Genomic DNA, 12,556 nt, shown 5'->3' with positions numbered 1-12,556 from the left:
CGGGAATCCGATGACGACCTCATCTCTGCAACGGCGCCGACCCTGGCGCCCGCCCGGCCAGCTCGGCGGCCGGCGACCGCTCAACGACGGCTTCCGCCGCCGGGCCGTCGTCGTCGGATTCCTCGCCCCGGCCCTGATCATCCTCACGGCCTTCGTCGGCTGGCCGATGCTCTCGGCCCTCCGGCTCTCCTTCACCGACGCCAGCGGCTTCGGGCAGGAAACCTGGGTGGGCCTGGAGAACTACGCCCGGGTCTTCACCGATTCGAGCATCCTGCAGGCCATCGGCAACACCGCGTTGTACGCCGTGCTGTTCACGCCCGTCGCCCTGATCGCTGCGCTGGTGCTCGCCCTCGCGGTGAACAGCCCACAGCTGCCGTTCCGCGGATTCTTCCGCACCACCCTGTTCTTGCCGTTCATCGTGTCGCTCGCCGTCGCCGCGTTCGCCTGGTCCTATCTGCTCGACCCGCAGATCGGGCTGCTTAACTACTGGCTGCAGGCGGTGGGCATCCGCATCGGCAACGTTCTCGAAGATCCGGCGCTGGCCATGCCCACCGTGGTGCTCGTGGCCGTGTGGAAGAGCTTCGGTTTCTACATGGTGATCTTCCTGGCCGGTCTGCAGGACATTCCCAAGAGTCTGTATGAGGCGGCGTCGCTCGACGGGGCCAACGGATGGCGCCGGTTCACGAACGTGACCTTCCCCATGCTCAGCAACACGATGGCCTTCGTGGTCGTCATCGCCCTGATCGCCGCGCTGCAGGCGTTCGACCAGATCTACGTGCTCACCGGCGGCGGCCCGTACCGCAGCACGCAGACGATCGTGATGGAGATCTACCAGTCGGGGTTCAAAGATCTCGAGCTCGGCTTCGCCTCCGCGTTGTCGTACGTGCTGCTGGTGGCCACGCTGCTGCTCAGCCTCGTGCAGTTTCTGTTCTTCGGTCGGCGTGGAGAGGACACCAGCTCATGACCAGCACCCTCAGCCGGGCGGCACTCTCCACCCCGGCATCCGGCCGCCGCACCGTTCGCCGACGCCCACCTCGGATCAGGGTGACGCGGGCGCTCTATTTCGTCGGCTTCCTGGTCGTGACGGCGGCGATCATGCTGCCCGTGATCATCATCGTGTTGACCGCGTTCAAGCCGGCCGCCGAAGTCAACGCCTTCCCACCCACGCTCACACCGACGCACTGGACGCTGGACAACTTTCGGGCGATCTTCTCCGAGCTGCCGTTCGCGCGGCTGATCGGCAACAGCTTCGTGTTCGCCGGCGGGGTCACCCTGTTCGCCCTGGTGTTCGACTCCCTCGCGGCCTACGCGTTGGCTCGCCTCGATTTTCGGGGCAGCAAGGTGCTGTTGATCGTCATCATCGCCAGCCTGATGATCCCGTTCCAGGCCACGCTCATCCCGATCTACCAGTTGATCTCCGACCTGGGCTGGGTGAACACCTTCGCCGGACTGATCCTGCCGCGGGCGGCCGACGCGTTCGGCATCTTCTTTCTCCGGCAGTTCTTCCTGTCCCTCCCCCGGGACCTCGACAATGCCGCCCGCATCGACGGCGCCTCCGAGTTCCGGGTGTTCTGGAGCGTGGTGCTGCCCAACGCCATCCCGGCGCTGCTCACGCTAGGCATCTTCACCTTCGTCAACAACTGGAACGACCTACTCTGGCCGTTGGTGTTCACCACCGAATCGGACCACGGCACCATCACCTCGGGCCTGACCCTTCTGACCGGGCCCGGCGGCATCATCCCGCAGGGGGTGATGATGGCCGGCGCCCTCATCGCGGTGTTGCCGCTGGCGATCCTCTTCCTCCTGGTGCAGCGCCGCTTCATCGAAAGCGTCGCAAGCAGCGGCCTGAAATAGCCCCGCCGTCCTCTTCTGACCCTCTTCACCACTGAATCGAGCAACATGACCTGGTTTGACGACGGCCGACTGCACTTCGCGGTCGGCATCGAGGACACCTTCGTGCCGCAGTCCCGCCCGGGCGAGCGAGCCATCGATGAATACGAGCTCACCGAGCACTACGCGCAGTACGCCGGCGACCTGCAGCTGGCCAGCGACGTGGGCGCCGAGCTGGTGCGCTGGGGGGTGCCGTGGCATCGCATTGCCGCCGAACGAGGACGGTGGGACTGGTCCTGGGTAGACGGCGTCATGGCCCAATTCGCCGAGCTTGGACTCCGCCCCGTCATCGACCTGCTGCACTACGGCACGCCCCTCTGGCTCGAGGGCCAGTTCTCAAACCCCGACTACCCCGACCACGTGACCGAATACGCCCAACGTTTCGCCGAACGGTACGGCGACGTCGCCACCGATTACACGCCGGTCAACGAACCCGTCATCCACGCCCTGTTCTCCGGCGAGTACGCCTACTGGCCGCCATACCTCTCGGGCCCCACCGGCATGGTCAGCATCGCCACCGCACTCGCCGAGGGGTTCGTGAAGACCCAGCATGCGATTGCGTCGGTGCTCGGCGACCGGGCCACCTTCGTGCACGTCGACGCCGGCATCCGCTACTCCGGTGCCCTGGATGCCCCCGAGCACATTGACACCGTGACGCGGCTGCGGCACCAGGGCTTCCTCGTGGAGGATCTTGTCACCGGCGCCGTCGGGCCCGGCCACCCGCTGCTCGGCCAGCTCGAGCGGGGCGGCGCCGACGACACCCTCCTCGATTGGTTCCGCGCACATCCGGTTCGACCCGATGTGATGGGCGTCAACTACTACCCGCTGCACTCCACCGAGGTGTTCGAGGCGGGCATCCACCACAGCGGCGGATTCGCCGACCCCCGCCCCTATGAAGACACCGGCACGGAGGGCCTGAAAGAGGTACTCACCACCTGGGCCGACCGATATGGCGCACCCGTGATGCTCACCGAGACGAGCGTCACCGGCACGGTCGCACAGCGACGCCGGTGGTTGGATGCCTCGGTTGCTGCGCTGCACGAGCTCCAGGCCGACGGCGTGAATGTTGTGGGCTACACCTGGTGGCCGCTGTTCGACATGTACGAATGGACCTGGCGCCACACCGAGGCACCCCGCGCCGACCACCTGCTGACGATGGGCCTGCACGACCTGGTGGAAACACCATCCGGGAGTCTCGCCCGCCGGCGCAACCCCGTCGCCGATACCTTCCAGCGGCACGCGACCGAGGCCCGCCTGACCCGCTCCGCGGCGACTGCCAACTCGGCCGACGACGTCGCCTGACGGCTGGAGTACGCCAACCTGGCTCGGGGCACCGCGCTCGCCGACCAGCGTCGACAGAACGGGCAGGAGCAGCCCTTTGATGTACGGATGTGGTGTCTCGGCAACGAGATGGACGGCCCGTGGCAGATCGGGCACTGCTCTGCCGAAGACTACGGCAAGCTCGCCGCCCGGACCGCGAAGGCCATGCGCGCCTTCTACCCGGACCTGCAACTGGTGGTCTGCGGTTCGTCGAGCTCGACCATGCCGACCTTCGGCGAGTGGGAACCGGTCAACGAACCGTGCGGGGTGGTTCTACCTGTCGCAGGCGATTCCGTCGCCATCGCGGTCAAGGGCGCAGGTGTCGGAGCGCGTGTGGAAACTGGCAACTACCGGAGTGGTCGGAGAAACTCCCGCAAGTCGACGGCGAGCAGCTCGGGCTCCTCATAGGGAGCGAAGTGACCGCCGCGGGGCATCTCGGTGTACTGGGTCACGGAGTAGGTGCGCTCGGCCCAGCTGCGCGGCGGCCGGGCGAGGTCGTGCGGGAACACGGCGACAGCGGTGGGCACATCCACTCGGCGCACGCGAGTGGTGAGCCCGGTGGCGAACTCCCAGTACGGCCGGAACGAGGTGGAGATGGAGTTGGTGAACCAGTACAGCGACGCCTGGGTCAGGAGGAAGTCATCGCTGAAGCGTGTGGACAGGTTGCCGCCACAGTCGCTCCAGGCCCGGTACTTCTCCACGATCCAGGCCAGCAGGCCGGCCGGCGAGTCCGAGAGAGCCGGCGCGAGGCTGAGCGGACGGGTCTGCTGCTCGTGCTGATAGCCACCCTCGTCGGCCACCCACTGCTGCGCCGCCCCCAGGTAGGCCTGCTCGGCTGCGGTGAACGTGGCTGGGTCGGCGTGACCGGGCGCGGCCACGGCGAGCAGGTGGATGCCGACCACCGCTTCGGGGTGCGCCTCCGCCAGCCGCGACGTGATGCCGGCGCCCAGGTCGCCGCCGTGCGCGGCGTAGCGCTCGAAGCCGAGCTCCTCGGTCATGAGCCGATGCCAGAGCTCGTGGGTCTGCTCGGCATGGGTGGGGCGCTGCGGGGAGAACGGGAACCCGGGCAGGGCCGGGATGATGACCGTGAACGCATCCTTCGCCGATCCCCCGTGCTCGGACGGGGTGGCCAGGCGGCGGGCCAGATCGACGAGTTCCAGGGCGGTGCTCGGCCAGCCGTTGGTGAGCACCAACGGCAGGGCGCCAGGGGTCTCGGCCTCGAAGCGGAGATAGCTCAGCGGGGTGCCGGCGATGGTGGCGCGGTGCCAGGGCAGTGCGTTGATGCTGGTTTGCTGCGCGGTCCAGTCGAAGCCGTCGGCCCAGTACTCGACCAGGCGGCGCAGTTCGGTCTGGTCGGTGCCGGCGGTCCAGCCGGTGACCGGCCAGTCGGGTGACCAGCGGGTGCGCCGGAGCCGGTCGCGCAGTTCATCGACGTCGTTCTGGGGCACATCGAGCGAGAATTCGGTGTTCATCAGGCAAGTCTCGCCTATGTAGGCGGTTTCGACGCGTTACTGGAACCGGTCCGACGGTCCTCTACGCAAGTGGCCTTAAGAAAGGACCATCGCTGCTGGAAGTGTTGTCTCCATCGAGCATCCGCTCGTCGCAGCCGGCGATCGTGCAGTCGACCTGCCCGGGTTCTGTGCCACCGACCGAAGGAACTGCCTATCTCCTCCACCGCTTCGCACCCCGCGCCGGCCGATTTCGACTTCATCATCGGCGACTGGACCGTTCATCACGAACGCCTGGACGGGATCTTCGCCGGCGCCGACACGTGGACGGCATTCGAGGGGCTCTCCTCCACGAGCAAGATCCTCGGCGGCCACGGCAACCTCGAAGACAACCTCCTCAAGCATCCCTCGGGTGACTTTCATGCGGTGGCGCTGCGGTCCTACTCCGTCGCTGACGACGAGTGGAGCATCTGGTGGCTGGACGGCCGGAACCCGACGCAGCTGGATACGCCGGTGCGCGGGGCGTTCCGGGACGGCATCGGTACCTTCGTGGCGTCAGATGTGCTGAATGATGTGCCCATTCGGGTTCGTTTCATCTGGGACGCCACGGGTACGCATCCGACCTGGGAACAGGCGTTCTCGAACGACGATGGTTCGACCTGGGAGACGAACTGGCGGATGAAGTTCACGGCCGTGCAGAACGCAGCCACCAGCTGACACGGGATGGCTCCGCCGCAAGCACCTTGACGAGCGCACGTTCCTGCTCCGATACGCGACAATCCTGCCGACTCTCCTCCCGGCTGAGTGGGGCTGACAACGCTCCTGGACGCATCGCCCGGGGTGGGGACTTCGGTGCACCTCGTGTGGCTCCCTCTTCGCTCAGCCCCGGCTGTGCACTGGTCTGGCGTTCGCCGGGGGTTCTCCGACCTCATGGATGGTATGGCCGCCGCAGGCCGTCTTGGTTACGCTGGCCCGCTCGATGCGCGACACCATGAACCATCGCATTGCGTCGCGCAGTCGGCACCACCCGACCAGGTACCACTGGCCGTTCGTGGAAGCGAAGAGCACGGGTTCGACGTCGCGTGCGGTCGTGGTCCCATCTCCCGATGTGTAGCGAAGACGGAGTACTCGCTGCTCGACCATCGCCTCCTCCAGTGCAGATCTGATTGCTCGTGAAGAGGAGGGAGACGCGTTGACCCAGACTCGCCGGGCCAACTCGTCGGCTCGTCCTCGGGTTCGGGGATCGAGGACGTCCAGAATCTTCTGGACGCCAGCTGCGGCCAGATCTGCGTACGGGGCATCAGACGCGGCGGACACGGCCGCCATGAGCGCCACGGCCTGCGCAGGAGACAGGCTGACAGGAGGCAGGGACGCGCCCACGGCCATCCCGTAGCCACCGCCCGGACCTGGGCGCGACCAGAGAGGCGCACCGCTGTTCTCTAACGCCGCGAGGTCTCTCTTGACTGTGCGCACGGACACGCCGAACTCTCTCGCCAGCCGCTCGGCGGAGCAACCCCGCGATCCGTTGCGGCGTAGCATCTCGGACAACGCATGGAGTCGTTCTGTTCGCTTCACCGTTCAGCCCGCAGCAAATTCATGACACAAATAGTGACACACACCTGCCCGTAGCGCCTACGAAGGTAGTGACATGACAACTACAACGAGCAGCCCCACCATCATTCTCATCGCCGGCCACTGGCTGGGCGCTTGGGCGTGGGATGAAGTCCTCGAACACCTGAAAACCGACCGCTCTCGGGCAATCGCGATCACTCTGCCCGGTCTCGACGGGGACGATCCTGAGGGGGCGGCGAAGACTCTCGACGATCAAGCCGCAGCGATCCTGGACGTCATCGCTCGACTCAGGGAGTCCGAGGATCAGCCCGCGATCATAGTCGCCCACAGTGGGGCAAACGCCCCCGTCAGCCTCGTCCTTGACCGGCACCCTGAGCTTGTCCGTCGGGTGGTGTGGGTCGACTCCGGCCCAGTGGCCCCGGGAAGCGTCTACGCCCCAGACCTCCCGGAGGAGGTGGAGGAGCTTCCGCTGCCGCCCTTTGACGTTCTCGCCCAGCAGGCGAGCCTCGAAGGGCTGAGCGCAGAGGTCCTCGAACGCTTCCGGGCCCGGGCGGTCCCTGAGCCCGGCCCCGTGCTTCGTCAGCCCGTCGAGCTCACAAACGACGCCCGGCACACGGTGCGAACCACCCTGGTGTGCTGCTCGATCCCGAGCGCGCAGGTGCTGGAGCTGGCCCGAGCAGGCAATGCCATGTTCGGCGAAGTCGCGAACCTCGAGCACGTCGACGTCATTGACCTCCCAACGGGCCATTGGCCTATGTGGAGCCGTCCCGGCGACCTCGCCAAGGCCATTCAGTCAGCGGCTTCTCGAACCGAGTGAACGACGTGTCCGGTCAGTGCAACGAGTAGCCGTGGTGGGTGTTCCCGCTGGTGGTGGATGCTCGCGAGAGCGGTCGTGTGGTTGCATCAGCGGATTGAGGTGACCGCAGGGCCGCCTTCGCGTGTCTGAGAGGGCATCCATGCGGGCGAACAGTGCGGCGCCTGACCCGCGCACCGCGTATCGGGCGGACGGGATGCCGGTGGGGCTGGTCGGGGTGGCGGGAGGCTCGGGGTAGCGGGCAGGTCGGGGCGCCGGCCCCACGTCTCAAAGGCTCAGTTGGTCGCACCAGCGCCGGAGTAGCCGAGCTTCTTGGAGATCTCAGCGGCTGCCTGCTTCATCACCGGCTGGAGCGCGCTCATGCGCTCCAGCGGCATGTAGGGGGTGATGGCCGAGATGCTGATCGCCGCGACGACGGCTCCGCTGCCGTTGCGCACGGGTGCGGCGACACAGCGGATGCCGGGTTCGTTCTCCTCAAGGTCCAGGGTGGTTCCAACCAGGGCGTAGCCCGCCATCCGTTCCAGGAAGAGCGCCTTGACCTCGGGCGGCGTGTCCAGGGCGTGATGTTCGCTGTCGAAGACGCTACTCCATCTGCCGGGTTCGTCGAGGAGGAGTGCCTTGCCAATTCCGGTCTGGGTGAGTGGCATTCGATACCCGATCCGCGAACGCATCTCTGCGCCGCGGGAGCCGGAGATCTTGTCGACGTAGAGCACCTGCCCGTCTTCCTCGATGGCGAGGTGAACGGTGTCGAGGTACTTTCGGGACAACAGTTCCAGGTACGGTCGTGCCACGGCCGACGCCGGGCTTTGGTACAGGGCCTGGAAACCGAGCTCTATCAAGGTGGGCCCGAGGCAGTAGTCCGCGCCAAGGGCGCTGCGCACATACCCGAACTGCTGCAGTAGCTGAACGAGCCGGTGTGCGGTGCTGCGGCCGAGCCCGGTGGCTTCGCAGACCGACTTGAGATCCGTCGCGCCGTTGCTGATGGCGCGGATGATCTCCAGCCCGCGGGCGAGCGTCTGGGTTCCGGGTGGTGGGGTCGGCAGACCGGGTCGATCCGTGATTTCCAGTTCGCTCATGCGCACGCCTCTGCTCGGTGAACCCTCAGTCTATCCCGATATATGGAACGTCATTTGAGATATTGGGATAGGCGGTCCAGTGTGATGTGCGAGAGCGGAAGCAGCATCACCGCGAACCGAACCTGAGGGAACACGAATCAATGACGAGTCAAAGCCGCGCACGACTGATTGCGCTGGACTGGGGTACAACCTCGTGCCGGGCGTTCCTGCTGGGTGATGACGGCGCAGTCCTGGCGGAACGTCGCCAACAGTCTGGTGTGAAGGCGCTCACCGCCTCCGCCGCATCCGCCGGGACGCCGCGAACCCAGGCCTTTGAGCGGGCTTTCGAGCAGCTCTGCGGGGACTGGCTCGACCTCTCGCCGAAGCTCCCGGTCATTGCCTGCGGCATGGTGGGCAGCAACCGCGGATGGGTGGAAACTCCCTACCGTTCGCTCCCGGTTGACCTCGTCGCGAGCACGTTCGTCATGACGAGGGTGGCCACGCGGGACGGCTCGCTGGTTCACATCATCCCCGGCCTGATCGCCGACCAGGCTGTGCCCGACGTGATCCGCGGCGAGGAGACCCAGGTACTGGGCGCACTGGGTGTCGCTGCCGGGGTCGACAACGCCGGACTGGACCGCATAGTGCTTCTGCCGGGCACGCACTCGAAGTGGGTGCGCGTTGCCGGCACTACGGTCACGGCGTTCAAGACGTTTATGACGGGTGAGTTTTTCGCCCTGCTCTCGACCGAAAGCACCCTGTCCCAACTGGCGTCGACCTCCGGGGAGACCGACTGGGACGCGTTCGACAAGGGCCTGGATGTTGCCGCGTCGGCGGCAAGTGGCGGGGGAATTCTGGCCACGGCGTTTTCCGCCCGCACCTTCGCCATGACCGGCGGGCTCGCCGCCGACCAGGTCGAGGACTACCTCTCCGGCCTGTTGATCGGCGACGAGGTGGCCGCGGCCGCGCCGCTGTGGCAGGGCGTCCACGTCGACGAGGTTCTCATCTGCGGCGAGGCGGAACTCAGCGAACGCTATCGGCGTGCGCTGGTCAAGTTCGCTCTACCCACTCCGCGCGAGGTCAGCGATTCGGCCGCCACCGGAATGTGGCGGATCGCCGTCGCGGCGGGGCTGGTTCGGCAACACGACCCGTCTCGTCACGCGTCACCGGACTCCCCCGCTTCGCCCACGGCCAGTGCGCCGCTCCGCACCACCCACCTACCGAGAGCCAGGAAATTGACAGAAGCATCCAGCGTTACGCCCCGCGCCGAAATCGGCCTGATCGCCATCCTTCGCGGGCTCACCGTCTCCGACGCCGTCTCCGTCGGCGAATGCCTCTACGAGGCCGGCTTCCGAACGCTGGAGGTTCCGCTCAACTCCCCCGACCCACTCCCGACCATCAGCGCACTGAAAAAGGCGCTGCCCGCGAACTGCCTGGTCGGGGCCGGCACGGTCCTCACTGTTGAACAGGTGCGGCAGTGCCATGATGCCGGAGCGCAGATCATCGTGTCTCCCAACACCGATACCGCTGTCATCGCCGAAACGGTGCGCCTGGGCATGCTGAGCTTCCCGGGCGCCGCCACACCGAGCGACGCGTTCGCCGCGATCGGCGCCGGCGCCACCAGCGTCAAAATCTTCCCCGCAGACCAAGTGGGGATCAACGGGCTCAAAGCCTGGACTGCAGTCGTACCCAAGCACATCGATCTCATCCCGGTAGGTGGCGTCGACGCCGCCAATATCGGCGAGTGGATGTCCGCCGGAGCAACCGGCTTTGGGATCGGCTCGTCACTGTACAAACCAGGCATCGCTGTCGAGGACCTTCGCCAGCGTGCTGTCGCCATGATGGCAGCCTGGACATCTGCGCTCGACTCGACAAGGAAGTCAGAATGAAGATCACCAAACTCACCACCTACTCGGTTCAGCCGAGATGGCTCTTTCTGAAGATTGAGACCGACGAAGGAATCGTCGGGTGGGGCGAACCCGTCCTGGAGGGTCGAGCGGCCACCGTCGCAGCAGCCGTGGAAGAGCTCTCCGACTATGTCATCGGCAGGGATCCGCGCAACATCGAAGACATCTGGACCGTGCTGTACCGCGCCGGCTTCTACCGTGGTGGCGGTATCCACATGAGCGCACTCGCCGGCATCGACCAGGCCCTGTGGGACATCAAGGGCAAGGCCCTCGGCGTGCCCGTGCACGAGCTGCTCGGTGGCAAGGTGCGCGACAAGATCCGCGTGTACTCCTGGATCGGCGGCGACCGGCCGTCTGACACGGCGGCCGCCGCACGGGATGCGGTCGACCGCGGCTTCACCGCCGTGAAAATGAACGGCACCGAAGAACTGCAGTTCATCGACACCTGGGACAAGGTCGAAAAGTGCATCGCCAACGTGACCGCCGTGAGGGAGGCCGTGGGAACCAACGTCGGCATCGGCGTGGACTTCCACGGGCGCGTGCACAAGCCGATGGCGAAGGTGCTCATCAAAGAACTCGAGCCGTACAAGCTGATGTTCATCGAGGAGCCGGTTCTGAGCGAGAACGTGAGCAGCCTTCTCGATGTCATGCGCAACACCCCGACGCCCATTGCCCTCGGCGAACGCCTGTTCTCCCGCTGGGACTTCAAGGACATCATTTCCAGCGGCGCGGTGGACATCATCCAGCCCGACCCGTCCCACTGCGGTGGCATCACGGAGACCCGCAAGATTGCTGCGATGGCCGAGGCCTACGACGTCGCCGTGGCGTTGCACTGTCCGTTGGGCCCGATCGCCCTCGCCGCCTGCCTGCAATTGGACGCGAACCTCTACAACGCGTTCATCCAGGAGCAGAGCCTGGGCATCCACTACAACAAGTCCAACGACCTTCTCGACTACGTCGTGGACCCCTCCGTGTTCGCCTACAACGACGGCATGGTCACCATTCCCGATGGGCCGGGCCTCGGCATTGAAGTGAATGAGGAATACGTCATCGAGCGCGCCAAGGAAGGTGCTCGCTGGCGCAACCCGGTGTGGCGTCACGCCGACGGCTCCTTCGCGGAGTGGTAAACCGATGACAAACTCAGTGAAATCCCGTCCGTCAGAGCGGATGGCTGCGGCCGGCTCCACAAAGGCCCGCTATGTGATCGCGGTGATGCTCTTCGTCACCGTGGTGATCAACTACATGGACCGGGCAAACCTCTCCGTGGCGGCGCCGCTGATCTCCGAACAGTTCGGGCTCGACACCGCCCAGCAGGGCCTCCTGCTGTCGGCCTTCGGCTGGACGTATGCCGCTCTGCAGTTGCCGGGCGGATGGCTCGTCGACCGGGTGCACCCGCGCCTGTTGTACCCGGCGTGCCTGGTGTTGTGGTCCCTCGCCACGATCTTCATGGGCATGGTGGGCAGCTTCGCGGCGCTCATCATCCTGCGGATGGCGGTGGGTGTCTTCGAGGCCCCCGCCTACCCGATCAACAACAAGGTGGCGACGCGGTGGTTCCCTGAGAGGGAACGTGCCTCGGCGATCGGGTTCTATACATCCGGTCAGTTCATCGGCCTGGCGATTCTCACCCCGGTACTCACCTGGCTGCAGCACGCGCTCAGCTGGCACTGGGTGTTCGTGCTCACCGGAGCCATCGGCCTGGTGTGGGGTGTGGTCTGGTACCTGGTGTACCGCGACCCGAAGGACTCCAAGCGGGCCAACGCCGCCGAGGTCGACTACATCCGCGATGGTGGCGGGCTTGTCGACGTGCCACCCGTGCGCAAGGGGCGGCAGAAGATCTCCTGGGTGGACATGCTCATCGTGCTGCGTCGCCGCAAGCTCTGGGGTATCTACCTCGGCCAGTTCTGCCTGACCTCCACGCTGTGGTTCTTCCTCACCTGGTTCCCGAGCTACCTCGTGAACTACCGCGGGATGGACTACATCAAGAGCGGGTTCCTCGTGTCGCTGCCATTCCTGGCCGCGCTCGTGGGTGTGCTCCTCGGCGGAGTGCTCTCGGACAACCTCGTCAAGCGTGGGTTCAGTCTCGGTACGGCCAGGAAGCTGCCCATCATCACCGGGCTGCTCCTGTCGATGACGATGATCGGTGCGAACTTCACGAACGACACCACCCTGGTCGTGATGTTCATGTGCATCGCGTTCTTCGGCAACGGGCTCGCGTCGATCACCTGGTCGCTGGTGTCGGCGATGGCTCCGGCACGGCTGATGGGCCTGACCGGTGGCATGTTCAACTTCATCGGCAACCTCTCGGCAATTGCCACCCCGATCGTGATCGGACTGCTGGTGTCGAAGACAGACTTCGCTCCTGCCTTCGTGTACATGACCGTCATCACCGCCGCGGGCATCTGCTCCTACGTCTTCCTGGTGGGAAAGGTGGAGCGCATCACCGAGTAGGCACGTTGCAAACGGCAGAGGCTGCCCCCGGTGGATTGTCACCGCGGGTAGCCTTTGCGCTTCTGTTGATCGTGCGCGACACCACGAGGCGCTGGTCACGCG

The 12,556-nt window shown here is 65.9% G+C and carries 11 protein-coding genes and 1 pseudogene; 9 read left to right on the top strand and 3 right to left on the bottom strand.

Annotation, left to right across the window (positions count from 1 at the left end):
- Window positions 1-10 precede the first annotated feature (10 nt).
- The 4 genes and pseudogenes from E3O42_RS09555 to E3O42_RS18500 all read left to right on the top strand — a co-directional run.
- On the top strand, window positions 11-964 hold the full coding sequence (locus E3O42_RS09555) for a carbohydrate ABC transporter permease (protein ID WP_134453713.1): 954 nt from the start codon (window positions 11-13) through the stop codon (window positions 962-964).
- Entirely contained in the window at window positions 961-1,854 is an 894-nt protein-coding gene (locus tag E3O42_RS09550; protein WP_134453712.1) for a carbohydrate ABC transporter permease, read from the top strand. Before E3O42_RS09555 ends, E3O42_RS09550 begins: the two co-directional genes overlap by 4 nt.
- 45 nt (window positions 1,855-1,899) lie before the next feature.
- Window positions 1,900-3,192, top strand: coding sequence for a family 1 glycosylhydrolase (locus E3O42_RS09545; protein WP_134453711.1), 1,293 nt, complete (start codon window positions 1,900-1,902; stop codon window positions 3,190-3,192).
- A gap of 3 nt (window positions 3,193-3,195) precedes the next feature.
- Window positions 3,196-3,462: pseudogene (locus E3O42_RS18500) on the top strand (alpha-L-arabinofuranosidase); the annotation flags it as partial.
- A 95-nt stretch (window positions 3,463-3,557) separates the two neighbouring features.
- Here E3O42_RS18500 and E3O42_RS09530 read toward each other — a convergent pair.
- The gene (locus E3O42_RS09530) at window positions 3,558-4,682 is read right to left on the bottom strand and encodes an epoxide hydrolase family protein (RefSeq protein WP_134453710.1); all 1,125 of its coding nucleotides are present in this window, start codon (window positions 4,680-4,682) and stop codon (window positions 3,558-3,560) included.
- 69 nt (window positions 4,683-4,751) lie between these two features.
- Between E3O42_RS09530 and E3O42_RS09525 the strand changes: the two genes are divergently transcribed.
- Complete coding sequence (locus E3O42_RS09525; protein ID WP_198414102.1) at window positions 4,752-5,375, top strand: hypothetical protein; 624 nt, start codon at window positions 4,752-4,754, stop codon at window positions 5,373-5,375.
- A gap of 162 nt (window positions 5,376-5,537) precedes the next feature.
- Here the strand turns inward: E3O42_RS09525 and E3O42_RS09520 are convergent, their stop codons facing one another.
- On the bottom strand, window positions 5,538-6,233 hold the full coding sequence (locus tag E3O42_RS09520) for a helix-turn-helix transcriptional regulator (protein WP_134453709.1): 696 nt from the start codon (window positions 6,231-6,233) through the stop codon (window positions 5,538-5,540).
- Window positions 6,234-6,306: 73 nt separating this feature from the next.
- Between E3O42_RS09520 and E3O42_RS09515 the strand changes: the two genes are divergently transcribed.
- On the top strand, window positions 6,307-7,047 hold the full coding sequence (locus E3O42_RS09515; RefSeq protein ID WP_134453708.1) for an alpha/beta fold hydrolase: 741 nt from the start codon (window positions 6,307-6,309) through the stop codon (window positions 7,045-7,047).
- A 272-nt stretch (window positions 7,048-7,319) separates the two neighbouring features.
- Here E3O42_RS09515 and E3O42_RS09510 read toward each other — a convergent pair whose 3' ends face one another.
- On the bottom strand, window positions 7,320-8,120 hold the full coding sequence (locus tag E3O42_RS09510) for an IclR family transcriptional regulator (RefSeq protein WP_134453707.1): 801 nt from the start codon (window positions 8,118-8,120) through the stop codon (window positions 7,320-7,322).
- A gap of 140 nt (window positions 8,121-8,260) precedes the next feature.
- On the opposite strand from E3O42_RS09510, the gene E3O42_RS17995 reads away from it, so the two are divergent.
- From E3O42_RS17995 to E3O42_RS09495, 3 genes are read left to right on the top strand one after another with little or no spacing between them, the layout of a single operon-like run.
- On the top strand, window positions 8,261-9,988 hold the full coding sequence (locus E3O42_RS17995; RefSeq protein ID WP_166787948.1) for a 2-dehydro-3-deoxy-6-phosphogalactonate aldolase: 1,728 nt from the start codon (window positions 8,261-8,263) through the stop codon (window positions 9,986-9,988).
- Complete coding sequence (gene dgoD / locus E3O42_RS09500) at window positions 9,985-11,133, top strand: galactonate dehydratase (RefSeq protein ID WP_134453706.1); 1,149 nt, start codon at window positions 9,985-9,987, stop codon at window positions 11,131-11,133. Before E3O42_RS17995 ends, dgoD begins: the two co-directional genes overlap by 4 nt.
- 4 nt (window positions 11,134-11,137) lie before the next feature.
- Window positions 11,138-12,454 carry an MFS transporter gene (locus tag E3O42_RS09495; protein ID WP_134453705.1) on the top strand — a complete coding sequence of 439 codons (1,317 nt, stop codon included), beginning with the start codon at window positions 11,138-11,140 and terminating at the stop codon, window positions 12,452-12,454.
- Window positions 12,455-12,556 lie beyond the last annotated feature (102 nt).

The organism is Cryobacterium adonitolivorans, from assembly GCF_004402695.1.
In the GTDB taxonomy this organism is placed as follows: domain Bacteria; phylum Actinomycetota; class Actinomycetes; order Actinomycetales; family Microbacteriaceae; genus Cryobacterium; species Cryobacterium adonitolivorans.
The sequence above is the reverse complement of the archived record's forward strand: the minus strand, read 5'-3'. Positions and strand labels throughout refer to the sequence as shown.